Source organism: Kitasatospora sp. NA04385, from assembly GCF_013364235.1.
Lineage (GTDB): Bacteria > Actinomycetota > Actinomycetes > Streptomycetales > Streptomycetaceae > Kitasatospora.
The window spans coordinates 5,099,551-5,124,700 of the sequence record NZ_CP054919.1; the positions used below are offsets into that span (position 1 = coordinate 5,099,551).

At 73.6% G+C, this 25,150-nt stretch carries 21 protein-coding genes; 12 read left to right on the plus strand and 9 right to left on the minus strand.

Going from position 1 to position 25,150, the window contains the following annotated elements:
- Window positions 1-256: 256 nt before the first annotated feature.
- The 3 genes from HUT16_RS22850 (at window position 257) to HUT16_RS22860 (ending at window position 4,123) form a co-directional block, all read left to right on the plus strand.
- The gene (locus HUT16_RS22850) at window positions 257-958 is read left to right on the plus strand and encodes a rhomboid-like protein (protein WP_176189961.1); all 702 of its coding nucleotides are present in this window, start codon (window positions 257-259) and stop codon (window positions 956-958) included.
- A 147-nt stretch (window positions 959-1,105) separates the two neighbouring features.
- The gene (gene lon, locus HUT16_RS22855) at window positions 1,106-3,499 is read left to right on the plus strand and encodes an endopeptidase La (protein ID WP_176189962.1); all 2,394 of its coding nucleotides are present in this window, start codon (window positions 1,106-1,108) and stop codon (window positions 3,497-3,499) included.
- 90 nt (window positions 3,500-3,589) lie between these two features.
- Entirely contained in the window at window positions 3,590-4,123 is a 534-nt protein-coding gene (locus HUT16_RS22860; RefSeq protein WP_176189963.1) for a GtrA family protein, read from the plus strand.
- 46 nt (window positions 4,124-4,169) lie between these two features.
- On the opposite strand, the gene HUT16_RS22865 is transcribed toward HUT16_RS22860, so the two are convergent.
- Complete coding sequence (locus HUT16_RS22865; protein ID WP_176189964.1) at window positions 4,170-5,213, minus strand: ABC transporter permease; 1,044 nt, start codon at window positions 5,211-5,213, stop codon at window positions 4,170-4,172.
- 122 nt (window positions 5,214-5,335) lie between these two features.
- Here HUT16_RS22865 and HUT16_RS22870 point away from each other — a divergent pair, with 122 nt between their 5' ends.
- Both HUT16_RS22870 and HUT16_RS22875 read left to right on the plus strand, forming a co-directional pair.
- Window positions 5,336-5,800 carry a MarR family winged helix-turn-helix transcriptional regulator gene (locus HUT16_RS22870; RefSeq protein WP_176189965.1) on the plus strand — a complete coding sequence of 155 codons (465 nt, stop codon included), beginning with the start codon at window positions 5,336-5,338 and terminating at the stop codon, window positions 5,798-5,800.
- Between the two features lie 107 nt (window positions 5,801-5,907).
- Window positions 5,908-7,485, plus strand: coding sequence for an MDR family MFS transporter (locus tag HUT16_RS22875; RefSeq protein ID WP_254897946.1), 1,578 nt, complete (start codon window positions 5,908-5,910; stop codon window positions 7,483-7,485).
- Window positions 7,486-7,599: 114 nt separating this feature from the next.
- On the opposite strand, the gene HUT16_RS22880 is transcribed toward HUT16_RS22875, so the two are convergent.
- Both HUT16_RS22880 and HUT16_RS22885 read right to left on the minus strand, forming a co-directional pair.
- Window positions 7,600-7,827, minus strand: a complete 228-nt coding sequence (locus HUT16_RS22880; RefSeq protein WP_176189967.1) for a hypothetical protein — start codon at window positions 7,825-7,827, stop codon at window positions 7,600-7,602.
- Between the two features lie 14 nt (window positions 7,828-7,841).
- Entirely contained in the window at window positions 7,842-9,005 is a 1,164-nt protein-coding gene (locus HUT16_RS22885) for an inorganic phosphate transporter (RefSeq protein ID WP_176189968.1), read from the minus strand.
- A 286-nt stretch (window positions 9,006-9,291) separates the two neighbouring features.
- Here HUT16_RS22885 and HUT16_RS22890 point away from each other — a divergent pair, with 286 nt between their 5' ends.
- Window positions 9,292-10,830 carry an NlpC/P60 family protein gene (locus HUT16_RS22890; protein ID WP_176189969.1) on the plus strand — a complete coding sequence of 513 codons (1,539 nt, stop codon included), beginning with the start codon at window positions 9,292-9,294 and terminating at the stop codon, window positions 10,828-10,830.
- A gap of 38 nt (window positions 10,831-10,868) precedes the next feature.
- On the opposite strand, the gene HUT16_RS22895 is transcribed toward HUT16_RS22890, so the two are convergent.
- From HUT16_RS22895 to HUT16_RS22905, 3 genes are all read right to left on the minus strand, one after another.
- Window positions 10,869-13,154, minus strand: coding sequence for an FdhF/YdeP family oxidoreductase (locus tag HUT16_RS22895; protein ID WP_176189970.1), 2,286 nt, complete (start codon window positions 13,152-13,154; stop codon window positions 10,869-10,871).
- A gap of 70 nt (window positions 13,155-13,224) precedes the next feature.
- On the minus strand, window positions 13,225-15,111 hold the full coding sequence (locus HUT16_RS22900; RefSeq protein WP_176189971.1) for an FAD/NAD(P)-binding domain-containing protein: 1,887 nt from the start codon (window positions 15,109-15,111) through the stop codon (window positions 13,225-13,227).
- 5 nt (window positions 15,112-15,116) lie between these two features.
- Window positions 15,117-16,127: an amino acid ABC transporter permease gene (locus tag HUT16_RS22905; protein WP_176189972.1), complete on the minus strand. Its 1,011-nt coding sequence runs from the start codon at window positions 16,125-16,127 to the stop codon at window positions 15,117-15,119.
- A gap of 582 nt (window positions 16,128-16,709) precedes the next feature.
- Between HUT16_RS22905 and HUT16_RS22910 the strand changes: the two genes are divergently transcribed.
- From HUT16_RS22910 to HUT16_RS22935, 6 genes are read left to right on the plus strand one after another with little or no spacing between them, the layout of a single operon-like run.
- Window positions 16,710-17,834 carry an LLM class flavin-dependent oxidoreductase gene (locus HUT16_RS22910; RefSeq protein ID WP_176189973.1) on the plus strand — a complete coding sequence of 375 codons (1,125 nt, stop codon included), beginning with the start codon at window positions 16,710-16,712 and terminating at the stop codon, window positions 17,832-17,834.
- Entirely contained in the window at window positions 17,831-18,394 is a 564-nt protein-coding gene (locus tag HUT16_RS22915; RefSeq protein WP_176189974.1) for a GNAT family N-acetyltransferase, read from the plus strand. The genes HUT16_RS22910 and HUT16_RS22915 overlap by 4 nt, the downstream gene beginning before the upstream one ends.
- Entirely contained in the window at window positions 18,391-19,317 is a 927-nt protein-coding gene (locus HUT16_RS22920) for an ABC transporter substrate-binding protein (protein ID WP_176189975.1), read from the plus strand. The genes HUT16_RS22915 and HUT16_RS22920 overlap by 4 nt, the downstream gene beginning before the upstream one ends.
- A gap of 14 nt (window positions 19,318-19,331) precedes the next feature.
- Window positions 19,332-20,279, plus strand: a complete 948-nt coding sequence (locus HUT16_RS22925) for an amino acid ABC transporter permease (protein ID WP_176189976.1) — start codon at window positions 19,332-19,334, stop codon at window positions 20,277-20,279.
- Window positions 20,276-21,049, plus strand: a complete 774-nt coding sequence (locus HUT16_RS22930; RefSeq protein ID WP_303392091.1) for an amino acid ABC transporter ATP-binding protein — start codon at window positions 20,276-20,278, stop codon at window positions 21,047-21,049. Before HUT16_RS22925 ends, HUT16_RS22930 begins: the two co-directional genes overlap by 4 nt.
- Before the next feature lie 30 nt (window positions 21,050-21,079).
- A complete protein-coding gene (locus HUT16_RS22935; RefSeq protein ID WP_176189977.1) occupies window positions 21,080-22,069 on the plus strand; it encodes an ABC transporter substrate-binding protein in 990 nt (329 codons plus the stop codon).
- Window positions 22,070-22,100: 31 nt separating this feature from the next.
- Here the strand turns inward: HUT16_RS22935 and HUT16_RS22940 are convergent, their stop codons facing one another.
- The 3 genes from HUT16_RS22940 to HUT16_RS22950 are packed head-to-tail and all read right to left on the minus strand — an operon-like array spanning window position 22,101 to window position 25,116.
- Window positions 22,101-22,952 (minus strand): STM4011 family radical SAM protein, encoded by an 852-nt coding sequence (locus HUT16_RS22940; RefSeq protein WP_176189978.1) that lies wholly within the window; start codon window positions 22,950-22,952, stop codon window positions 22,101-22,103.
- Window positions 22,949-24,298, minus strand: coding sequence for an STM4012 family radical SAM protein (locus HUT16_RS22945; protein WP_176189979.1), 1,350 nt, complete (start codon window positions 24,296-24,298; stop codon window positions 22,949-22,951). The genes HUT16_RS22940 and HUT16_RS22945 overlap by 4 nt, the downstream gene beginning before the upstream one ends.
- The gene (locus tag HUT16_RS22950) at window positions 24,295-25,116 is read right to left on the minus strand and encodes an STM4013/SEN3800 family hydrolase (protein WP_176192818.1); all 822 of its coding nucleotides are present in this window, start codon (window positions 25,114-25,116) and stop codon (window positions 24,295-24,297) included. Before HUT16_RS22950 ends, HUT16_RS22945 begins: the two co-directional genes overlap by 4 nt.
- Window positions 25,117-25,150: the final 34 nt, after the last annotated feature.

Below are 25,150 nucleotides of genomic sequence, written 5' to 3' on the forward strand. Positions count from 1 at the left end.
GGACGGCGGGCTCCGCTCGTAGTCGTCTTGTTTCCGTCGTGCTGTTCCGTCGTGGGTGCCCCGCCGGCGGACGCATCAGGTTTGGCAGGTCCCCGTTCGGACGGGCACGGGCCGATACCTTACCCGGAGCACTTGCGAGCTGTAACGGTACGTGTGCGAGCGGCACGTGCTCGGGTAGGGGCCTTCACAGAAGTTCCTCAGACACCTCTCACCCGCCCCCCTTATGGTGGGCGGGACGAGGCGTTCGGGAGGCACCATGACCAGCGCGGAGCTGCGACGACGACTGATCAGGCCCGGGCTGCGGGCGGTACCCACCCCGCGGGCCAACCCGTTCGCACTCGGTTACCTCGCGCTGCTGCTCGGCACCACGCTCTACGCCCGCTTCGGCGACCCGGAGACGGTGCACCGGCTCCAGGCCCTCTCCTCCACCGACGCGCACAACCTGCTCGCCCACCCCGCGCTCTCCCTCGTCGGCAGCGGCCTCTGGGTCGCCGGACCGGTCTGGATGCCCTACTTCTGGGCCTTCGCCCTCACCGTCGCACCCTTGGAACGACGCATCGGCGGACTTCGTGCCCTCGGCGTCTTCGCGGCCGGGCACGTCGTCGCGACCCTGCTCTCGCAGACCGTCGTGGTCGCCGCGGTGGCCACCGACCGGGCCGAGACCGGCCTGCTGGACGCGATGGACATCGGCGTCTCGTACGGGGTGCTCGCCTCGCTGGGCGCGCTCGCCGGGCTCCTCGGCCCGCTGGGGCGCCGGGTCGCCCTCGGGGCGGGGCTCGCGCTGATCGGCCACCAGGTGGTCAGCGACCCCGACCTGGTCACCTCGGTCGGCCACCCCGCCGCGCTGGCGGTGGGCGTCGCCCTGTGGCCGCTGCTGCGCGGCCGCGGCCCGCGCGGGCCCCGGCGGGCCCCGGTCCGGGCCCGCGCCCGCAGCCGGGTCGCCCCCACCGAGGGCTAGCCCCTCTCCTCTCCTCTTCTCCTCTTCTTCCCCCCCCGCCCCAAGGGCCCGGGACGTGTTCACTCGGGGTGAACGCGGGGCGGGGAACAATCGGCGATCGCCGAACCTTAGTCAGGTCAGCTCAACTTCACTGACTGGGGAGAGATCATGGCATCGACGTCCGTTCCACTCACTCTGCCTGTGCTGCCGCTCGACGACGAGGTGGTGCTCCCCGGCATGGTGGTTCCGCTGGAACTCTCGGATCCCGAGGTGCGGGCCGCCGTGGAGGCGGCCCGGGCCGGGAACGCCGGGGGGAAGCCGCAGGTGCTGCTGGTGCCGCGGCTGGACGGGTCGTACGCGGCGGTGGGCGCGCTGGCGACGGTCGAGCAGGTGGGCCGGCTGGCCGACGGGGACCCGGCGGCGCTGGTCCGGGCCGTCCGACGGGTGCGGATCGGGGCCGGGACGACCGGGCCCGGGGCCGCGCTCTGGGTGGAGACCACGCCGTTCAAGGAGTCGGACCAGGGGCTGCCGGTCGCCGGCCGGGCCGCCGAGCTGGTCAAGGAGTACAAGGCGCTGTCCACCCAGTGGCTGCGCCGCCGCGGGGCCTGGCAGATCGTCGACCGGGTGGCCGCGATCGAGGACGTCGGCGAGCTGGCCGACAACATCGGCTACGCGCCGTTCGCGACCGCCGAGCAGAAGCTGAAGGTGCTGCTGGAGGCGGACCGCCCGGCCCGGCTGGAGTACGCACTGGGCCTGCTGCGCGCGCACCTCGCGGAGGAGGAGGTCAACGACACCATCCGCAAGGACGTCGAGGAGGGCGTGGCCAAGCAGCAGAAGGAGTTCCTGCTGCGCCGCCAGCTGGAGGCGGTGCGCAAGGAGCTGGCCGAGCTGAACGGCGAGGCCGACACGGAGGAGGAGGACTACCGGGCCCGGGTCGAGGCCGCCGCGCTGCCGGAGAAGGTGCGCGAGGCCGCGCTCAAGGAGGTCGACAAGCTGGAGCGCGCCAGCGACCAGTCGCCCGAGGGCTCGTGGATCCGCACCTGGCTGGACACCGTCCTGGAGCTGCCCTGGAACGAGCGCTCCGAGGACGCGTACGACATCGCCGGGGCCCGCGCCGTGCTGGACGCGGACCACACCGGGCTGGCGGACGTGAAGGACCGGATCGTCGAGTACCTGGCGGTGCGCAAGCGCCGGGCCGACCAGGGGCTGGGCCAGATCGGCGGGCGTCGAGGGGGAGCGGTGCTGGCGCTGGTCGGCCCGCCCGGGGTGGGCAAGACCTCGCTCGGCGAGTCCGTCGCGAAGGCGATGGGCCGCTCCTTCGTCCGGGTCGCACTCGGCGGCGTGCGGGACGAGGCGGAGATCCGCGGCCACCGCAGGACGTACGTGGGCTCGATCCCCGGCCGGATCGTCCGGGCGGTCAAGGAGGCCGGGACGATGAACCCGGTGGTGCTGCTGGACGAGATCGACAAGGTCGGCTCGGACTACCGGGGCGACCCGGCGGCGGCCCTGCTGGAGGTGCTGGACCCGGCGCAGAACCACACCTTCCGGGACCACTACCTGGAGGTCGAGCTCGACCTCTCGGACGTGGTGTTCCTGGCCACCGCCAACGTGCTGGAGGCCATCCCGGAGCCGCTGCTGGACCGGATGGACCTGGTCCGCCTGGACGGCTACACCGAGGACGAGAAGGTCGCCATCGCCCGCGACCACCTGCTGCCGCGCCAGCTCGCCAAGGCCGGCCTGGGCGCGGACGAGCTGGCGGTGGACGAGGCGGCGCTGCGCAGGCTGGCCGCCGAGTACACCCGGGAGGCGGGCGTCCGGAACCTGGAGCGGTCGATCGCGCGCATCCTGCGCAAGGTCGCCGCGCAGACCGAGCTGGGCGAGCGCGAGCTGCCCGCCGCGATCGGCGCGGACGACCTGCGGGCGCTGCTGGGCCGGCCGCACCACGTGCCGGAGGCGGCGCAGGAGCCGGCCGAGCGGCGCACCGCGGTGCCGGGCGTGGCCACCGGCCTGGCGGTCACCGGGGCCGGCGGCGACGTCCTCTACATCGAGGCCTCGCTGGCGGACGCCGAGACCGGCTCGACCGGGCTGACCCTGACCGGCCAGTTGGGCGACGTGATGAAGGAGTCGGCGCACATCGCGCTCTCCTACCTGCGCTCGCGCGGCGCGGAGCTGGAGCTGCCGGTGACCGGGCTGCGCGAGCGGGGCATCCACCTGCACGTGCCGGCCGGCGCGGTGCCGAAGGACGGCCCGAGCGCGGGCGTCACCATGACCACGGCGCTGGCCTCGCTGCTGTCCGGCCGCCGGGTGCGCACCGACGTGGCGATGACCGGCGAGGTGTCGCTGACCGGCCGGGTGCTGCCGATCGGCGGGGTGAAGCAGAAGCTGCTGGCCGCGGACCGGGCCGGGATCACCACGGTGGTCATCCCCAAGCGCAACGAGGCGGACCTGGACGACGTCCCCGCCGAGGTGCTGGAGCGCCTGGCGGTCCACCCGGTGTCGGACGTCCGCGAGGTGCTGGCGCTGGCCCTGGAGCCGGCGGAGGTGCTGGTGGCGGCGGCCTGACCGGCGCGGGCGACCGCGGGGGCCCCGGGAGTACGCGTACTTCCGAGGCCCCTGGTGGTTGCCGAAACGCGCCCGTGGGACACTTCCCGCATGCCGTCCCCTACGCAGCGCGCGCTGACCGCCATTCCGGAGCGCTACCGTCCGTTCCTGGTCAAGCACCGCAAGCTGGTGAAGTTCCTCGTGGTCGGAGGAACCTGCTTCGTCCTCACCATGCTGATCAACTTCGCCCTGAAGATGTCCGTGCTGGAGAGCAAGCCGGTCCTGGCGCTCACCATCGCGACGGTGATCACCACGCTGGTCTCGTACGTGATGAACCGGCAGTGGTCGTTCCGCGCGGCGGGGCGCAAGCGCGAGGCGGCCGGGTTCTTCGTGGTCAGCGCCCTGGCGGTGGGCGTGAACGACCTGCCGCTGGTGGCCTCCCGGTACGTGTTCGACCTGCGCGAGCCGGACGTCAGCCACCTGACCCAGGAGATCGCCGACTTCGCCAGCGGCATCATCATCGGCACCCTGGTGGCGATGGTGTTCCGCTACTGGGCGATGAACCGCTTCGTGTTCACCCAGTTCTCCGACCGGATCACCCAGGGGCAGGACCAGGAGCCGGGGCGGGAGCCCGAGCGGGTCTGACCCCGCCCCCGCGCCCCCCGCGCCCGCGCACCGGGCCGTCGGCCGCTCACGTCTCGGCAGGGATGGGGCGGCCGAAGCGCGGGGTGTGCGCCACCGCGAGGAAGGTCACCCCGACGCCGACCACCGCCCAGGCCGCCAGCACCAGGAACGGCACGGTGAGGTTGGTGGAGTCCAGGTAGGCGATCGAGCGGGCCGCGGAGGTGCCGGCCCCGTTCGGGATCCACTCGCCGATCGCCCGCCAGAACGCGGGCAGCAGCGGCGGCGGGAAGACGCCGCCCGCGCTGGGGTTGCCCAGCACCACGAAGAGCAGCACTGCCAGGCCGATGCCGACCACGTCGAACAGGCACTCCAGGGCCATGGTGACGGCGCCGACCGAGAACACCACCAGGGTGCCCAGGCCGGTGAGCGCGGCGATCGAGCCGGGCAGCGCGTGCAGGATCGGTCCGATGATCAGCGCGCCGCCCAGGCCCGCCGCGACCGAGTACAGCGCCAGCGTGCCGAGCCGCAGCACCGCCCGGGCGGTGTTGGCCGGGCGGGAGCCCGCGCTGATGCCGAGGATCGAGGCGACCAGGTAGCCGCCCACGCACCAGCCGACCACCAGGTAGAAGGCGGACAGCCCCTCGGCGTCGCCCTTGGCCAGCGGGATGGTGTCGTCCACCACGACCGTCCGGCCCTGGCTCGCGGCCAGCTTGGTGACGATGCCCTCCGCGGCGGTGGCGGCGGCCGGGCCGCGGGCGTCGGCGACCAGCAGCGCGTCCTCGGTGCCGGTCGGGTCGACCACCCAGGCCGCGTAGATCTCCTGGTCCTTGATCCGGGCCCGCGCGGTGTCCCCGTCCGGCAGGGCGGAGGCGCGCACCGCGCTGTCCGGGACGGCCTCCAGGGCGCCGACCAACCGGGCCGCGGACTCCGGCGGGGCGACCACCGCGATGGACAGCTCGTGCGGCTTCGGGTGGTGCAGGGCGCCCACGTACGAGGTGATGAAGCCGAGCTGGAGCAGCAGGACGGCGACGACCAGGAAGAAGGCGCGCGGGGTGACCGCGTCCCGGAGGTCGCCGAGGAAGCCCTTCGCCGGCTCTGCCTGGTGGGCCATGGTGCGGCGTCTCCTTCGGTGGAGGTACGGGGGCGAAGGTGCCGGAAGCACCCAAACCGGTACTTCGTACCACGAAGCGGTTGCGCGCCGGGGGAGGCGCGGGCTGCGCGATACTGTCCGCCATGAGTGACCCCCTGGGCGGGCCGGGCCCCGCGGAGCCGGCGTTCCTCGCGGTCGAGCGGGAGGTGGCGACGCTGTTCCGGCGCAGCCGGGCGCGGGCGGCCGAGGTCTCCCGGCTGGTGCACCCCGGGCTGGAGGCCGGGGCGTACGTGCTGCTCGGGTTCATCCGCGAGTCCGGGCGGGCCCGGGTGACCGACGTGGGGCTGCACTTCGGGGTGGGCAAGGCCACCGTGAGCCGGCAGATCCGGGCGATCGAGGAGCTGGGGCTGCTGCGGCGGGAGACCGACCCGCTGGACCGGCGGGCCTCGCTGGTGTCGCTGACCGAGGAGGGCGAGCGGCGGTTCGCGGCGGCCCGGGAGGAGCGGATGGCGCGTTTCCGGAAGTCGCTGTCCGGCTGGGAGCTGTCGGAGCTGGAGCAGTTCGCCCGGCTGCTGGAGCGGTTCAACGAGCTGACCGAGGGGGTCTGAGCCGACCGGTCGGGAGGGTTTCTTTACCTGGGCTTGAAGAAAGTTGCCTCAGTCAACTATCCACGTATAGTTGCTTGAGGCAACGAAATTTCAGTCGAAGGAAACGCATGTCGTCGACCCTCCCGGACGCGCAGGACCGGATGTCCCACCGTCAAGTACTCGAAGCCCTCTCGGGCCTGCTGCTCGGCCTGTTCGTGGCCGTGCTCTCCTCCACGGTGGTCTCCAACGCCCTGCCGCGGATCCTCACCGACCTGCACGGCGGTGAGTCCGCGTACACCTGGGTGGTCACCGCCGCGCTGCTGTCGATCACCGCCGCGACCCCGCTCTGGGGCAAGCTCTCCGACCTGGTCAGCAAGAAGCTGCTGGTCCAGATCGCCATGGTGATCTACGTCCTCTCCTCGGCGCTGGCCGGCCTGTCGCAGAGCATCGGCATGCTGATCTTCTGCCGGGTGCTCCAGGGCATCGGCGCCGGCGGCGTCATCGCGCTCGGCCAGATCTGTCTGGCCGCGATGGTCCCGCCGCGCGAGCGCGGCCGCTACAGCGGCTACTTCGGCGCCGTCTTCGCGCTCGCCACCATCGGCGGCCCGCTGATCGGCGGCGTCATCGTGGACACCTCCTGGCTCGGCTGGCGCTGGTGCTTCTACGTCGGCGTCCCGTTCGCGCTGGTCGCCATCCTGGTGCTGCAGCGCACCCTCAAGCTCCCCGAGGTCGCCACCCGCAAGCCGAAGATCGACTACCTGGGCGCGACGCTGATCACCGCCTCGGTCAGCCTGCTGATGATCTGGATCTCGCTGGCCGGCAAGAACTACGACTGGGCCTCCTGGCAGACCGCCGTCATGGTGCTCGGCGGCCTGGCGCTGGCCGGCCTGTTCGTGCTGGTCGAGAAGCGCGCCGCCGAGCCGCTGATCCCGCTCGACCTGTTCCGCCACCGCACCGTCGCGCTCGCCGCGCTGGCCAGCGCCTTCGTCGGCGTCGGCATGTACGGCACCACCACCTTCCTCGGCCAGTACTTCCAGCTCGCCAAGGAGAAGACCCCCACCCAGGCCGGTCTGCTCACCCTGCCGATGATCTTCGGCCTGGCGGTCTCCTCCACGGTGGCCGGCAAGCTGATCACCAAGTACGGCAAGTGGAAGGGCTTCCTGGTCGCCGGCACCGTGCTGCTCGCCGCCGGTCTCGGCCTGATGGGCACCGCCCGGGCCGACACCGCGTACGGGCTGCTCGCCCTCTACATGCTGCTGGCCGGCATCGGCCTCGGCCTGACCAGCCAGAACCTGGTGCTCGCGGTGCAGAACACGGTGCCGCGCCACGAGCTCGGCGCCGCCAGCTCCACCGTCACCTTCTTCCGCACCATGGGCGGCGCGATGGGCGTCTCCGCGCTCGGCGCGCTGCTCGGGCACAAGGTCGCCAGCTACACGGCGGAGAACTTCGCCAAGGCCGGCATCCCCGCCTCCGGCGCGGGCGGCGACGGCATCCCGGACCTCAAGAAGCTGCCCGCGCAGGTCGTCCCGCTGGTCACCGACGCCTTCGGGCACGGCGTGGGCACCGTCTTCCTGATCGCCGCGCCGTTCGCGGTGGTGGGCTTCCTGCTGGTGCTGTTCATCCGCGAGGTGCCGCTGCGCACCTCCAACGAGGAGCGCCCCGCCGCCCCCGCCGCGGCCGAGCCCGCGGAGCTGGTCGCCGACTGACCGGCCGCCGCCGCGGCCGACGACATGCGAGAAGGGCCCCCGCCGTCCCGGCGGGGGCCCTTCGTCGTGCGCGGCGCCCGTGTCGTGCGCGGTGCTGCGGTGCGGCGCGCGGTGCTACTTCGCGGCGATCAGCGAGATGCCGTACAGCACCACGGCGGCGCAGGCCGCGAAGCAGAAGCCCGCGGCGACCAGGGCGGGGACGCCCCGGCCGGTGCCCGCCGTGACGGCGGCCTCCCGGCGGGACAGGGCGAGGTTGCCGAGCGCGAAGACCACGACCACGGCGACGGTCACGAGCAGGCTGACGCCCGCGGTCTCGGCCAGTGCGGCCCACTTGATGTTCATGGCGGGGGTTCCTCTCAGGCCGCGAGGGTGGTCGGCGCGGCGGGGGCGGGCAGCTCGACGGTCACGGGGGCCGCCTCCGCCGCGTTGACGTTGTCCGCGTGCACCGGCTGGCGGCGCGAGATCAGCCACATCGAACCGGAGCCCACCACCAGCGCCAGGCCCACCAGGGCCACGCCCCAGTTGCCGCGGTCGGCGACCAGCGCGGCCAGGCCGGAGACCACGGCGGCGGCCGGCAGGGTCAGGCCCCAGGTGGAGACCATCCGGCGGACCATGCCCCAGCGCAGCTTGCCGGACGGGCCGCCCAGGCCCGCGCCCATGATGCCGCCGGAGCAGACCTGGGTGGTGGACAGGCCGTAGCCCATGTGCGAGGAGGTCAGGATCACCGTCGCGGCCGCGGTCTCCGAGGAGAAGCCCTGCGGGGGCCGGATGTCGGCCAGGCCGGAGCCCATCGAGCGGATGATCCGCCAGCCGCCCATGTAGGTGCCCAGCGCGATGGCCAGACCGGCGCTGACGATCACCCAGACCGGCGGGCCGTCGCCCTTGTCCAGCGCGCCGGCCGAGATCAGGGTCAGCGTGATGATGCCCATCGTCTTCTGCGCGTCGTTGGTGCCATGCGCGAGCGAGATCAGCGAGGACGAGAAGACCTGGCCCCGGCGGAAGCCCTTCTCGGTGCCCTCCTTCGGGGCGCCCCGGGTGATCAGGTAGGCCAGCTTGGTGGCGCCCCAGGAGGCCAGGCCCGCGATGATCGGCGAGGCGACCGCCGGGATCAGGATCTTGGCGACCACGGTGGTGAAGTTCACGCCGTGCAGGCCGGTGCCGACCACGGTGGCGCCGATCAGGCCGCCGTACAGGGCGTGCGAGGAGGACGAGGGCAGGCCCTTGAGCCAGGTCAGCAGGTTCCACAGGATCGCGCCGACCAGGGCGGCGAAGATGATCGAGGGCTGCAGTCCGGCCTTCTCGTTGACCAGGCCGCCCGAGATGGTGGTGGCGACCTTCACGGAGAGGAAGGCACCGGCGAAGTTCAGCACCGCCGCGATGGCGACGGCGACCTTGGGCTTGAGCGCGCCGGTCGCGATGGAGGTGGCCATCGCGTTGGCCGTGTCGTGGAAGCCGTTGGTGAAGTCGAAGGCGAGCGCCGTGATGATCACAACGGCCACCAGGAACGTGATGTGTTCCATACCCAAACAATCGTCGTAGTGGTCGGACTGACGTTGCTGTCCTCGGTGAAGGTAGGAAGCGATGGTGAACGGGAGGTTAACTGGGAGCGGAGCAGCGGTTCCGTTCGTGGCGCGGGAGTTGCCGGGACGGCCGGTTTCCGTGCAGGTGGCGCCCCGGGTGAGACGGTTCTCACACCCGGCGGTGGATGAGAATTCACCGGGCGGCCCGGAAACCATCTGCCCCGAACAGGGGTCCGCGTGGCAGGATCGGTCCGATCGCCGACGGACAATCAGGGGAGGCCGGCCGATGGGGGCTGGGCAGCGGACCGAATCGACCGGCCTGCGGCCGTGGGTGCGCGCTGCGCTGCGCTGCGGAGCGGTGCTCGCCGCCGCCGCGCTCACCCTGCCGTTCTTCGCCTCGGCCGCGTACGCGGCGCCCGACCCGGGCACCCCGACCGTCTCCGCCGGGGCCGACCCGCTGGCCGACGCCAAGCGCACCCTCGGGCCGCTGCTCGACCAGCTGCACGAGCTGTACCAGCAGGCCGAGACCGCCACCGAGAAGTACAACGGCACCGTCGCCGCGCTCGCCGAGCAGCAGGCCACCGTCGACGACCTCAACACCCGGGCCGGGCAGCAGCAGGAGGCCGTCGACGCCGGCACCGACCTGGCCGCCCAGCTCGCCGCCGCGCAGTACCGCAACAGCCAGATATCCGGGTACGCCGACCTGCTGATGGCCGAGAACCCGTACGAGGCCGTGGTGATCGCCGAGCTGCTGCACTCCGCCGGGCGCTCGCAGAAGGAGTTCCTGGACCGGCTCAAGGCCGACCGGGACACCCTCACCGCGCTGCGGACCTCCGCCCAGCAGGCGCTCGACGAGGCCACCGCGCTGGCCGCCGACCAGGAGAAGGCCAAGAACGACGTGGCCGGCAAGCTGGCCGCGGTGGAGCAGCTGGTCGGCTCGCTCACCGGCGCCCAGCGCGAGGAACTGGCCGAACTGGAGAAGCAGCAGGCCAACGAGGCCCAACTCGCCTTCCTCGCCTCCGGGGCGCTCGGCAAGGGCGAGCGGACGCCCTCGGCGACGGGCCGCAAGGCGGTCGCCTGGGCGCTCCAGCAGCTCGGCAAGGACTACGTCTGGGGCGGCGCCGGACCGGACGTGTTCGACTGCTCCGGCCTCACCTCGCAGGCCTGGCTGCACGCCGGGCTGGCCATCCCGCGCACCAGCCAGGAGCAGTGGGCGCAGCTCAAGCACGTCCCGCTGAACCAGATCCGCCCCGGCGACCTGATCGTCTACTACGGCGGCGCGACGCACATCGGCATGTACATCGGCGGCGGCCTGATCGTCCAGGCCCCGCACACCGGTGACGTGGTGAAGATCTCGCAGGTCGGCGCCATGCCGATCCTGGGCGCGGTGCGCCCGGACGGGGACGGCGCGGCCGACGAGGCGGGCGGCGAGTGGAAGGTGCCCGACGTCAAGGTGGGCGAGACGAAGATCCAGCCGGCCAAGCCCTCGACGCTCCCGAGCCCGCCCGCGTCCGCGTCGCCGACGTCCACGCCCGGCGCGCCCGCCACGCCCACCCTGCCGAACCCGTCGGGCAGCCCGGCCGTCCCGACGTGGCCCGGCCTGCCCACGGCGCCCTCGGAGTCGGCCTCCGGCTCCGGCTCCGGCTCCGGCTCCGCCTCGCCGAACGGCTCGGGTTCGCCGAACGGCTCGGGTTCGCCGAGCGGCTCAGGTTCGAGCTCGGGCCCGGCCTCGGCGAGCGCGAGCGGCGGCGGGACGCCCAGCGGGTCGGTGGCGCCCAGCGGCACCGACCCGGCGTCCCCGTCGGGGAGCCGGTCGGCGGGCTGAGCGCCCGCCCGGCCCGCCGCCGCGCGGCGGGCCGGGGTTCAGGCCCCTCGGGCCTCCGCCTCGAAGCGGACCAGGACGGACTTGGAGGTCGGGGTGTTGCTGATGTCGGCCGTGGAGTCGAGCGGCACCAGGACGTTGGTCTCCGGGTAGTAGGCGGCCGCGCCGCCGCGGGCGACGGGGTAGTGGACCACCCGGAAGTGCGGGGCGCGGCGCTCGCTGCCGTCGGTCCACTCGCTCACCAGGTCGACGAACTGCCCCTCGGCCAGGCCGAGTTCGGCGGCGTCGGCAGGGTTGACCAGGACGACGCGGCGGCCGCCGGTGATGCCGCGGTAGCGGTCGTCCAGGCCGTAGACGGTGGTGTTGTACTGGTCGTGCGAGCGCAGCGTCTGGAGCAGCAGCCGGCCGGCCGGGACGTCGGGGGCGGTCAGCGGGTTGACGGTGAAGTTGGCCTTCCCGGTGGCGGTGGGGAAGGTGCGGCTGTCGCGCGGGGCGTGCGGGAGGGCGAAGCCGCCGGGGCGCCGGACCCTGGCGTTGTAGTCGTCGAAGCCGGGGACGACCCGGGCGATGCGTTCGCGGATCCGGTCGTAGTCGAGGGCGAACTCCTCCCAGGGGGTGGGGTCCTGGGGGCCGAGGACGGCGCGGGCCAGCCGGGTGACGATGGCGACCTCGGAGAGCAGGCCCGGCGCGGGCGGGCGCAGGCCGCCGCGGGAGGAGTGCACCATGCCCATGGAGTCCTCGACGCTGACGAACTGCTGCCCGGCGGCGGTCAGGTCGCGGTCGGTGCGGCCCAGGGTGGGCAGGATCAGGGCGCGGGCGCCGGTGACCACGTGCGAGCGGTTGAGCTTGGTGGAGACGTGCACGGTGAGCCGGCAGCGGCGCATCGCGGCCTCGGTGGCGCCGGTGTCGGGGCTCGCGGAGACGAAGTTGCCGCCCATCGCGAAGAACACCTTCACCCGGCCGTCGCGCATCGCCCGGATGGTGTCGACGGTGTCGTGGCCGTGCGCGCGCGGCGGCTCGAAGCCGAACTCCCGGCCCAGCGCGTCCAGGAAGGCCGCGGAGGGGCGCTCGAAGATGCCCATGGTGCGGTCGCCCTGCACGTTGCTGTGCCCGCGGACGGGGCAGACGCCGGCGCCGGGGCGGCCCACGTTGCCGCGCAGCAGCAGGAAGTTGACCACCTCGCGGATGGTGGGGACGGAGTGCTTGTGCTGGGTGAGGCCCATCGCCCAGCAGACGATGATCTTCTTCGAGGAGAGCACCATCCGGTGCAGTTCCGCCACCTGCGCCCAGGGCAGGCCGGTGGCGCGCAGGGTGGCCTCCCGGTCCAGCTCGGCGGCCTGGGCGGCGAACTCCGGGTAGCCCGCGCAGTGTTCGGCGACGAAGTCCTCGTCGACGGCGCCCGGGGTGGTGAGCAGCAGGTGGTTGAGGGCGCGGAACAGGGCGAGGTCGCCGCCGAGCCGGATCTGCAGGAACAGGTCGGTGAGCTTGGTGCCGCCGCCGACCAGGCCGCGCGGGGTCTGCGGGTTCTTGAACCGCTCCAGCCCGGCCTCGGGCAGCGGGTTGACGCTGACGATCCGCGCCCCGGCCCGCTTGGCGCGCTCCAGGGCGGAGAGCATCCGGGGGTGGTTGGTGCCGGGGTTCTGGCCCGCGACGATGATCAGGTCGGCCTGGTACAGGTCCTTGAGCGAGACGCTGCCCTTGCCGACGCCGAGCGTCTCGGTGAGCGCCGAACCCGAGGACTCGTGGCACATGTTGGAGCAGTCCGGCAGGTTGTTGGTGCCGAGCTTGCGGGCGAGGAGCTGGTACGCGAAGGCAGCCTCGTTGGAGGTGCGGCCGGAGGTGTAGAAGGCGGCCTCGTCCGGGGAGTCGAGCGCGGTCAGCTCCCCGGCGATCAGCGCGACGGCCTCGTCCCAGCCGATCGGCGCGTAGTGGGTGGCGCCCTCGTCCAGCAGCATCGGCGCGGTGAGCCGGCCCTGCTGGCCGAGCCAGTAGCCGGAGCGCTCGGCGAGGTCGGCCACCGGGTGCTCGGCGAAGAAGGCCGGGGTGATCCGGCGCTCGGTGGCCTCCTCGGCGACGGCCTTGGCGCCGTTCTCGCAGAACTCGGCCAGGTGCGGCTTGTCCGGCTCGGGCCAGGCGCAGCCGGGGCAGTCGAAGCCGCCGGGCTGGTTGATCCTGCGCAGGGTGGCCAGCGTCCGGCCCGGCGACATCTGCTCGGACGCCATCCGCAGGGTGTGCCCGATCGCGGGCAGGCCGGCGGCGGCGCGGGCCGGGGGTGCGACGTGCGGCGCGTCCTGGGCGGGGTCGCTGGGCGGGGGCTGCTTGGCCATGGCGGACTCTCCGGAGGGCTCGGGTCCTCGGAGCGTATCCGGTGCGGGTGGACGTGTCGTGCGGCGGCGGTCAGTCCTCCTTCTGGAGCTCGGTGAGCAGGCGGCGGGCGACGGCGTCGTTCTGCCGGAAGGACGGGGCGTCGGTGCGCGGGCGGGCGAAGGCGGCCGGGGCGCGGGTGGTGGTGGGCGCGCCGAGGGCGGTGCGGCGGGGGTGCGGGCGGCCGCCCAGCGAGGGGTCGACCAGCCGGGCCTCGGGGTCGGTGCGCAGCAGCCCGGAGCGGTAGGCGTGGCCGTCGGGGTCGGTCAGTCGCTCCTCGTCGATCCTTCCCTCGCGCAGCAGTTGGCGCAGCAGCGGGTCGTTGGTGCGGTCCAGGGCGTGCCGGGGGAGGAAGGCGTCGACCAGGGCGGTGCCGTGGACCTGGTGGCCGGGCAGGGCGGGGGAGGAGGCGCGGAAGGTGCGGTGCTCCTCGTCGAGGACGACCTCCAGTTCGGGGCCGAGGAAGTGCAGCAGCCCGGCGTCGGAGAGGGCGAGCAGCTGCTCCAGCCGGAAGCCGGGCGGGCCGGAGGCGTAGAAGGAGAAGAAGCCGGTCCACCAGCCGTCGAGGTGGGCGGCGGTGGAGCGGGCGGTGAGCGGGTGGGCGGGCAGCAGGTGGACGAGGTGGCCGTAGAGCGAGAGCAGGGCGTAGAAGGCGCCGAGGTCGGCGCTGTAGCGCAGGTCGGAGCGGCGGGCCAGGTCGGCGCGCAGGTGGGAGCGCAGGTGCTGCTGGAGCTCGGCGGGGCTGCCGACCCGCAGGTCGGCCAGCGGGCGGTCCAGGCGTTCCAGGTCGAGGCGGTCCTCGGGGTCGGGGACGGCGGCGTCGACCAGGGCGGCGCGCTCGGGGCTGTACCAGGGGTGGCGGTCGTAGCGGGCGAGGAACTCCGCCCAGGGCAGGGTGGTGCGCTCGGGGTGGCCGTGGAACAGCTCGTGGTAGTAGCCGAAGCCGATCTCCTTGGCCATCGCGGGCCACAGGTCGCGCCGGAAGTCGAGGTTCCGGTCCGGGAGTTCGAGGTCGGGGCCGAAGTAGCGGGGCAGCGGCGGGGGCGGGCCCTGGAGCCGGTAGCCGGTCTTGGAGTGGTAGGGGACGCCGCGCCGGGAGCCCGCGTACAGCACCGGTTCGCGGCCGGAGGGGTGGTAGCGCAGGCCGCCGCCGGGGCGCGGGGTGAAGCGGCCGCCGCGGCCCTCGGTGAGCAGCGCGACCAGGTCGACGAAGGCCAGGCCGAGGCCGCGGACCAGCACGTGCTCGCCGGGGGCGAGGCCGGACAGGTCGGTGTCGGCGGTGAACGAGGGCGGCAGGTAGGTGCGGTCGTGGCGGGCGGCGAAGGCCCGGGCGGCGGCGGTGTCGGGGCCGGGCGCGGAGTCCAGGTGGCCGAGCGCGAGCACCACCCGGTCGGCGAGCAGCACGGTGTCGGAGAGGTGGACGCGCTGCGGCCCGTCCGGGCCGCCGGTGATCCGGCGGGCGGTGTCCCGGTGGACGAACAGCCGTACGTTGTCCGGGAGTTCGGCGACGGCCCGGCGCAGCACCCAGTCCAGGTAGCCGCCCTGGGCGCGCCGGGTCGGGAAGCCGGTGGGCGCCAGGGCGCGCAGCTCGGCGGCCACCTCCCGGTCCGCGGGCGGCAGGTACGGGGGGTGGGCGGCCGGGTCGGCGGCCCACTCGGCGATCGAGGGGCCGGGGCGGACCGGGCCGTCCATGGTGGTGCGCTCGTCGGTGAACATGGTGACGTCCTCGGCCATCGAGTTCATCCGCAGCAGCGGGGACTGCGCGTGCCGCCAGATCCGGCCCCCGCCGGGCGGGTGCGGGTCGACCAGGTGGACGTCCAGCTCGACGCCCGGGCCCAGCAGTTCGGACGCGTTGGCGGCGATCCGCTCCAGCAGGCCGGTGCCGCGCGGCCCGGCCCCGATCACGACCAGTACGGGCACCGCGCTCACCGTCCGGCCGCGCGCCGCGAGGGGAGCCGGCCCAGCAGGGCCCGGGCCCGCTGCCACGGCGTCGGCGGCAGCCCGGCGCGGGTGGTGCCGCGGGCGAAGTGCCGCTCCAGGTAGTACTGGCCGACGGACAGCACGCTGGTCACCACGACGTACCAGACGGTGGCCACCGTCAGCAGCGGGATCACCTGGTACGTCTGGTTGTAGATCACCTGGGCGGAGAACAGCAGGTCGTGGACGGCCAGCACGCTGATCACCGCGGTGCCCTTGAGGGTGCCGATCAGCATGTTCCCGGCGGGCGGCAGGATCGCCGGCATCGCCTGCGGCAGCACGATCCGGCGCAGCACCCGGCCGCGGCCCAGGCCCAGCGAGGCGGCCGCCTCCAGCTGGCCCTGGTCGACCGACTGGACGCCGGAGCGCACCACCTCGGCGGCGAACGCGGCCTCGTGCAGGGTCAGCCCGATCAGGGCGGTGAGCACCGGGCCGAGCAGGTTGACGGTCTTCACCGCGAACAGCTCGCCGCCGAACGGCAGGCTCAGCGACAGCGTCGGGTACAGCGCCCCGATGTTGAACCAGAACAGCAGCTGGACCAGCAGCGGGGTGGCCCGGAAGATCCACACGAAGCCCCAGCCGAGGGCCCCCAGCACCGGGTTGCCCGAGAGCCGGGCCACCGCCAGCGCGGTGCCCAGGGCGAAGCCGAGGGCCATCACCGCGCCGGTCAGCCAGAGCGTCAGCAGCAGGCCGCGCAGGATCGACGGGGCGGTCAGGTAGCTGCCGACCACCGGCCACTCGAAGGCCGGGTTCCCGGCCAGCGAGCGCACCAGCAGGGCGGTGGCGAGCAGCGCCAGGCCGCCGCTGACGTACCGCCCGGGGCGGCGGCGGGGCACGATCGGCAGCACCGGCGGGGCGGTGGAGGCGGCTGCCGGGTCGGCGGGTGCGTCGGCGGGCGGGTCGGCGGGCGGCGGTGCGGCGGACCGGAGTCCGGCGGACGGGGCGGCGGGCGAGGCCATGGTGGCTCCAACGGGCGGCGGGGCGGGTGGTGGCCGCATGCCGTCACTACACGCGCGCCGCGTCCCTCAACGCGGCTGGGCCTGGCGGCAGTTCGGCCGGGCCCGGGCAGTTCTCGCTCCGCCTCGATCGTACGCGTGAGCGAGCGGCGGCTGTCAAGGAGGCTGGTGTGACGCGGATGTTTCGTCCCCGACGGAAGGGTTGACGGGCCGTCGGCGGCACTGCTCAACTGTTCGACATGACAGCCGAGCAGCCCGCCCTCGTGACGCGGGGCCACATCGACTTCGGTCGGGTGTGGTCCGCCGCGTGTCGCGGCTGACCCGGCAGCGGGCCGCCTGACCGGCCCTTCTCCCCACCGGGAGTCCTCCCTCGGTCGCCCCTGCGCGGGCCGGGAAGCCGTCCGTCCGGACGGATCGACAGGCGCACGCTGCCGCCCCCTGGCATTCCCCGCTCGCTCCTGAGCCGGCGCACCGTCACGCGCCCGCGCCCGTCCTCCCCACCCGCCGCCGCCGTCCGCACCCGCCCGCCGAGGCGTCCTCCGCTCTGCCCGGACGCGGCCCCGCACCACCGGAAGAGGCTCCACCATGCCCGTCGAGTTCCTCGGAATCGCCGCCACCGGCGACGGTTCGGAGACCACCGCCCGCACCACCCACGCCTTCGACCGCGAGTACCTGCTGCGGCTGGCCCGCGCCCACGAGGACCACGGCTGGGACCGGGTGCTGTTCGCCTACGGCGCCGGCTCGCCCGAGCCCGCCGCCTCCGCCGCGTACCTCGCCGCCAAGCTCGACCGGTTGCAGATCCTGCTCGCGCACCGGCCCAACGTCTCGTACCCGACCTTCGCCGCCAAGACCTTCGCCACCCTGGACCGGATCAGCGACGGCCGGCTCACCGTGCACTTCATCACCGGCGGCAACGACCACGAGCAGCAGCGCGAGGGCGACTTCCTGCCCAAGGACCGCCGCTACGCCCGCACCCGCGAGTACATCGGCATCGTCAAGAAGGCCTGGACCAGCCGCGAACCCTTCGACCACGAGGGCGAGTTCTACCGCTTCCACGACTTCGTCTCGGACGTCTTCCCGGTCCAGCAGCCCCGGCCGGGCGTCTCCTTCGGCGGCTCCTCGCCCGCCGCGTTCGCCGCCGGCGGCGCCGAGGCCGACGTCTACGCGCTGTGGGGCGAGCCGCTGGCCCGCACCGCCGAGCAGATCGAGCTGGTGAAGGCCGCCGCGAAGGCCGCCGGGCGCACCGACACCCCGCGGATCCAGGTCGCCTTCCGGCCGATCATCGCGCCCACCGAGGAACTCGCCTGGGAGAAGGCGCACCGCACCGTCGCCGCGATCAAGGCCCGCCGGGCGGGCGGCGACCTGGTGCGCCACCGCCCGACGACCGGCGGGCAGCCGGAGAACGCCGGCTCGCAGCGGCTGCTGGAGATCGCCGAGGCCGGCGAGCGCTACGACCGCGCGCTGTGGACCCCGACCGCCGCCGCCACCGGCGGCGCCGGCAACTCCAACGCCCTGGTCGGCACCCCCGAGACGGTCGCCCAGGCGCTGCTCGACTACTACGACCTCGGCGTGGACATCCTCTCCGCCCGCGGCTACGACCACGTCGGCGACGCGATCGACTTCGGCCGGCACGTCATCCCGATCGTCCGCGAGGAGGTCGCCAAGCGCGACGCCGCCCGGGCCGCCCGGGCCGCGGCCACCGCGGCATGAGCGCGCTGACCGTCGAGCGGGCCGTCCTCGGCGACCCGCTCACCGAACCGCTGGTCCGCGAGCTCACCCACGAGTACGTCACCCGCTACGGCCCCGACGGCCGGCAGGAGATGGCCCGCTACGGCGCCGAGGAGTTCGTCCCGCCGCACGGCCTGCTGCTCCTGCTGCTGCGCGACGGCGAACCGGTGGCGGGCGGCGCCTACCGCCGCCACGCGGACGGGGGCACCGCCGAGGTGAAGCGGATGTGGACCGCCGCCGGGCACCGCCGCCAGGGCCTCGGCCGCCGCGTCCTGGCCGAGTTGGAGTCCGCCGCCCGGCAGGCCGGGTACCACCGGATCTTCCTCACCACCGGGCCGCGCCAGCCCGAGGCCAGGGGCCTCTACCTGGCGGCCGGCTACACCCCGCTGTTCGACGTCCGGGCCCGGCCCCGGGACGGGCGGCCGCTGCCGTTCGAGAAGGACCTGACCGCACCGGCCCCGCACCCGCACGACCTGACCGCACCAGCCCCGCACCCGCAAGACCTGGCCGCCGCGGCGGCCGGAAAGGCACCGACCCGATGAAGCGCCACCTCCCCGCCCTCGCCCTGGCCACCACCGCCGCGCTGGCGCTGGCGGGCTGCGGCTCCGACCCCGCGGCCACCCCGAAGTCCGCGCCGGTCGGCATCCAGCCGAGCCAGGACGTGCTGTCCGGCGTGCAGAAGGACGAGGCCGCGGCCGCGCTGCTGCCCGCCGACGTGCGGGCGGCCGGCACGGTCAAGCTCGGCGGCGCGGTCGGCACCCCGCCCGGGGCGTACTACCCCGAGGGCGGGCACGAGCTCGCCGGGCTGGACGTCGACCTGGTCGCCGCCGTCGCCAAGGTGCTCGGCGTGCGGGTGCAGCGCGAGGACGCCGCGTTCGAGACCATCCTGCCCGCGCTCGGCAGCGGCAAGTACGACGTCGGCACCGGCAACTTCGGCGTCACCGAGGCCCGGCTGAAGACCATCGACTTCGTCACCTACATCGACGACGGCCAGGGCTTCGCGGTGCGCTCCGACAACACCGCGCTGAACACCGTCACCGACCTGGCCCAGCTCTGCGGCCTGACCATCGGCACCGGCGCGGGCACCACCTTCGAGGCCACCCTGAACGCCAAGAAGGACGTCTGCGCCCAGAGCGGCAAGAAGCCGTACGAGGTGAAGGTGTTCTCCGACAACGGCGCCGTGGTCACCGGCCTCCAGCAGGGCCGCCTGGACGTGGTGATGTCCACCATCAACGGCCTGCGCTACCAGGCGAATCAGCCCGGCGCGAAGACCCGCTTCCTCGGCGAGTACCACCGCCTCGACGTCGGTTTCGCGTTCAAGAAGGGCTCGCCGCTCACCCCCGCCTTCCAGGCCGCCGTCAACCGGCTGATCAAGGACGGCAGCTACCAGAAGATCCTCGCCAAGTGGGGCACCGCCGACTCGGCGATCACCGAGTCCCGGATCAACCCGCCCGAGCACCCCTGACCACGGAGCCCCCGATGACCGCCGTGACACCCGAGAAAGCCCTGCCCCTGCGACCACCCGCGGAACCGGACGGCCGGCTGACCATCGTCCCGCACCGCAGGCCCTGGCGGCTGGTGGCCGGCCTGGCCGCGCTGGTGCTGGCCGCCCAGTTCCTGCACGGGCTGGCCGTCAACCCCGGCTGGGACTGGCCGACCTTCCGCGCCTTCGTGTTCTCCGACAGCATCCTGCGCGCGGTCGGCGTCACCCTCCAACTCACCGCCTACGGCACCGTCCTGGGCTTCGCCCTGGGCGCGGTGATCGCCGCGCTGCGGCTCTCCGGCAGCCCGATCCTGCGCACCATCGCCTGGACGTACGTGTGGGCGTTCCGCTCGATCCCGCTGATCGTGCAGCTGGTGTTCTGGTTCAACCTGGCCTACCTGTACAAGCGGATCGGGATCGGCGTCCCGTTCGGCCCGAGCTTCGTCTCCTTCGGCACCATGGACCTGCTCGGCGCCCTCGGCGCGGCCGTCCTCGGCCTGGCCCTGCACCAGGCCGCGTACGCCGCCGAGATCATCCGCGGCGGGGTGCTCGCGGTGGACGCCGGACAGCTCGAAGCCGCCGCCGCGCTCGGCATCCCGAGGTTCCGGCAGGCCTGGCGGATCGTGCTGCCGCAGGCCATGCGCGGCATCCTGCCGAACGCCGCCAACGAGGTCATCTCGCTGTTCAAGGGCACCTCGATCGTCTACGTGATGGCGATCGGCGAGCTCTTCTACCAGGTGCAGGTGATCTACGGCCGCACCGGCCGGGTGGTGCCGCTGCTGATGGTCGCCACCGTCTGGTACGTGCTGCTGACCACCGCGCTCTCGCTCGTCCAGTACTACGTCGAGCGCTACTTCGCCCGCGGCAGCGAACGCACCGCGCCGCCCACCCCCTGGCAGCGCCTGCGCGCCGCCGTGACCGAGATCCAGGAGAGGCGAGCATGAGCGCCACCGGCACCGCGATGGTCGAAGTACGCGGCGTGCACAAGCGGTTCGGCCGGCTGGAGGTGCTCCGCGGCATCGACCTGGACGTCCGGGAGGGCACCGTCACGGTGGTGCTCGGCCCGTCCGGCTCCGGCAAGTCCACCCTGCTGCGGGCGGTCAACCACCTGGAGAAGCTCGACCAGGGCTACGTCCGGGTGGACGGCGAACTGATCGGCTACCGGCAGGTCGGCGACAAGCTGCGCGAACTGCCCGAGCGCGAGGTGCTCAAGCAGCGCACCCGGCTCGGCTTCGTGTTCCAGAACTTCAACCTGTTCCCGCACCTGACCGTGCTGGAGAACCTGGTCGAGGCCCCGGTCGGCGCGCTCGGCGTGCCCAAGGAGGAGGCCCGGGCCCGCGCGCTGGAACTGCTGGAGCGGGTCGGCCTCGCCGACAAGGCCGCCGAGTACCCGCGCCGGCTCTCCGGCGGCCAGCAGCAGCGCGTCGCCATCGCCCGGGCGCTCGCCCTGGAACCCAAGGTGCTGCTGTTCGACGAGCCGACCTCCGCGCTCGACCCCGAACTGGTCGGCGAGGTCCTCGACGTGATCAAGGACCTGGCCCGCACCGGCACCACCATGATCGTGGTCACCCACGAGATCGGCTTCGCCCGCGAGGTCGCCGACACCGTGGTCTTCATCGACGGCGGCGTGGTCGTCGAACAGGGCCCGCCCGCCCGGGTGCTGGACGACCCGCAGCACGAACGCACCCGCGCCTTCCTCGCCAAGGTCCTCTGAACCCCCGTCCTCCAGCAAGGAGTTGTCCTCATGTCCGTGTACCGCCGCACCTTCGTCCCGGCCGCCGCCGCCCTCGTCACCGCCCTGCTGCTCTCCTCCTGCGGCTCCTCGGACAACGCCTCCGCCGACCTCGGGGCCAAGAAGGAGGGCACCGCGCCCAACGGCGTCAAGATCAACCTGACGCCGGAGCAGAACCGGATCACCACCCCGAAGGTCGACGCGATCGCCGCACTCGTCCCCGACGAGATCCGCCGAAGAGGCACCCTCGAGGTCGCGGCCAACGTCGGCACCGTCCCGCCGCTGGGCTTCTACGCCACCGACGACAAGACCGTCATCGGCACCGAGCCCGACATCGCCTACCTGGTCGGCGACGTGCTCGGCCTCAAGGTCGAGATCGACCCGGTCTCCTGGGAGAACGTCTTCGTCGGCCTGGACAGCGGCAAGTACGACGCGGCCTTCACCAACGTCACCGTCACCGAGGCCCGCAAGGAGAAGTACGACTTCGCCACCTACCGGCTCGACATCCTCGGCTTCGAGGCCAAGAAGGGCGGCAGCTGGAAGGTCAAGGGCCCGGCCGACGTGGCCGGCCACACCATCGGCGTCTCCTCCGGCACCAACCAGGAGAAGCTGCTGCTGGCCTGGAGCGAGCAGGACGTCAAGAACGGCCTCAAGCCGGTCGACGTGAAGTACTACCAGAACTCCTCCGACTACTACCTGGCCCTCGGCTCCGGCCGGATCGACGCCTGGCTCGGCCCCAACCCGGGCACCGCCTTCCACTCCGCGCAGACCGGCGAGACCGAGGTGATCGGCACCTACTCCGGCGCCGGCGACACCGTGCTCGGCAAGATCGCCGCCACCACCAAGAAGGACAACGGCCTGGTCAAGGCACTCAACGAGGCGCTCAACGAGGCCATCAAGAACGGCACGTACGCCCAGGTCCTCAAGCGCTGGGGCCTGGACAACGAGGCCGTGCCGACCTCCGAGATCAACCCGCCCGGCCTGCCCAAGACCAACAGCTGACGCCCGGTCCGAGGCCGTCGGAGCGCATCCCTCACCAGCCGTGCGGGATGCGCTCCAGCACGCCGCCCGCGAACACGTCGTACAGCGGCAGCGACTCCAGGTGCACGTAGCCGATGTGGCAGTCGCACGACCCCAACGGGCAGGCCCGCGGCCGCAGTTGCGCCCGGTACGAGTCGTCGTACAGGTTGCCCAGCGGCGGCCGGACGAAGTGGCAGCGGCGCACCGTCCCGTCCCCGTCCACCGACACCACGCCCTCGCCCGTCCGGCACGGCAGCCCCGCGCTGCGGTGCGGGTGGCGGCTGTAGCCGAACAGCGGGTCCAGCTCCGCCCAGTCGGCGGCCTCGGCGTCGGTGTAGGTCAGCCCGTCCGCCGCGTTCACCCACAGGTACACCCCCGGCGGCAGCGCCGCGCGCAGCCGCCGGGCCGCCGCCAGGTGCTCCGGCTGCCCGACCACGCCCACGCTGAACCGCACGCCCAGCGCGGTGAGTTCGGCGCACTTGGCGAGGAAGCGCTGCTCGCCCACCTGCCCCGGGTGGTACGTCACCCACAGCGCCAGCTTCGCCAGGTCGGCCTCCGCCAGCCAGCCGGTCCGGCAGCTCGCGTTGGTCTGGATCGCCACCCGCTCCAGGTGCGGCAGCCGGCTCAGCTCCACCATCGCCCGCCGGTACCAGCTGCGCACCAGCCCCTCGCCCCACGGCGTGAACAGCACCGACAGCCGCCCGTGCCGGTACGCCGCCGCCCAGGCCGTGAACCGCTCCAGCGCGGCCCGGTCGGTCCGCAACAGCTCCGGGGTGTCCCGCCGCTTGGCGAACGGGCAGTACGGGCAGTCGTAGTCGCAGGAGGACAGCGGGCCCCGGTACAGGACGCTCAGGTGGTCGCTCACTTGGCCTCGTACTCCGCCATGTTGGCGCGCACCGCCGCCGAGAACAGCCGCGGCCCCACCGCGTCCGACCAGGCCAGGCCCTCCGGGCTCAGCAGCAGCCGCGCCGGGTCGTCCGCCGCCAGCCAGCCGCGGGCGGCGAAATCGGCCAGCTCGGCCGGGAAGTCCAGCTCCGGGGCGCTGCCGAAGCGCTCCCGGTAGGCCGCCAGGTCGACGCCCTCGCCCTGGAGCAGCGACTGCACCAGGTGGCGGCGGCGGGTCTCCTCGTCCGTCATCGCCCAGCCCAGCTCGGCCCGGGAGAAGTCCGGCGCGGCCACGTAGTCGTCGATGATCCGGCGCACCTCGCGGGCGTCCACCGCGTAGTCGAAGGAGTAGTGCAGCCGCGAGGTGTACGAGCGGGCCCCGCAGCCCAGGCCCACCATGCCGTCGGTCTGGCAGGCGTACTCGCCCGCGCTCGCCCGGGCCGCGCCGGCCCGGCGGAACATCCGCATCGACACCTGCTCGTACCCCTCGGCCAGCAGGTGGTCCCGGCCCGCCCGGTACAGCGCCAGCCGCTGGGCGTCCCACTCCGGGGCCGGTGCGTCGGCGGCCCCGTGCCGGCCCAGGCCGGTCAGCGGGCGGACGTACAGCGGGTACAGGTACAGCTCCTCCGGCCGCCAGGCCAGCGCGGCGTCCAGCGACGCGATCCAGCTGGCGGGCGTCTGGCCGTCGATGCCGTAGATCAGGTCGATGTTCAGCACCGGGAACCCGGCGTCCCGCACCCGGCCCAGCGCCGCCTCCACCGCCGCCCGCTTCTGCGGGCGCACCGCCGCCCTGGCCTCGCCGTCCAGGAACGACTGCACGCCCAGGCTCAGCCGGGTCGTCCCGCGCTCGGCCAGCACCCGCAGCCGGTCCGCCGTCGCGGTGTCCGGCGAGGCCTCGACCGAGAGCGGCACCGCCCGCAGGTCCGCCCCCATCCGCGACTCGGCGATGTCGCACAGCCGCTCCAGCTCGGCCGCGCTCAGGTAGGTCGGCGTCCCGCCGCCGAAGGCCGCCAGCGCGAACCGCGCCTGCGGCGCCAGCGCCTCCCGCACCTGCCGGGCCTGCCGCTCCAGCGCGTCCAGGTACGCCGTGGTCAGCCCCTCCGGGCTGCCGATCCGGGTGAACAGGTTGCAGAACCCGCACCGCACCTCGCAGAACGGCACGTGCAGGTACAGCGACAGCGCGTCCTGCTTCTCGCCCCGCCACAGATCGGCGAGCCGCGGCCGCTCCGGCAGCGGGCGGTACGCCGTCTTGTGCGGGTACGCGTAGACGTAGCTCTGGTACGGGGACTCGGCGGTGCTGGTGGCGGTGCTGGTGATGGTGCTCATCGGGGCTCCTGCGGCGTGGCGGGAAGGGTGAAGTGCGCGTACGGGACGGTCCAGACCACCTCGTGGCCGATCCGGTGGCCGGTGTAGCCGTCCTCGCCGTACGCGGTGCCGTGGTCGGAGCAGACGATCGCGAAGCACGGGCGGCGGGCGCTCATCGCCGCGAACAGCCGCCCGACGTGCGCGTCCACGTACTCCAGCGCGGCGGCGTGCGTCTCCCGGCTGTCCCCGTCCGCGCGGGTCGCGCCCGGCAGGTGGAACCAGTTCGGCTGGTGCAGCGCCGAGACGTTGACGAACAGGAACAGCGGCTGCCCGGCGGGCTGTTCGGCCGCCACCCGCTCGGCCACCGCCACCTGGGACTCGAAGGAGGTCGGCGACGGCACGCCCAGCTCCGGCGCCCAGTGGCTCTCCTGGAACAGGCCCGGCAGCACCGAACCGAGCGGCCCCTGCTTGTTGAAGAACCCCACCCCGCCGATGCACACCGTCCGGTACCCGGCCTGCGCCAGCCCCGTCGGCAGGTCCGGCGCGTCGAACACCCAGGTCCGCGACTCGGTGGTCTCCGAACCCGCGAACCGCGCCGCGAACAGCCGCGGATGCGGCCCGTCCGGCGAGGCCGGCGTCGGCAGGAACCCGGCCAGGATCGCCTGGTGCGCGGCGTACGTGAAGCTCCCCGGCGAGTGCCGCCGCTCCCAGCCGGCGGGCGGGAGGACCTTCGCGAGGTTGGGCAGGCGCCCGGCCGCGAGCAGCTCGGCCGCGACGTCGAAGCGCAGCGTGTCGAGGGTGACCAGCAGCAGGTCGTGCGAGCCGACGACCTCGTTCATGTCGGGAATCCCTGCGGAAGGCGGAACCAGGGGC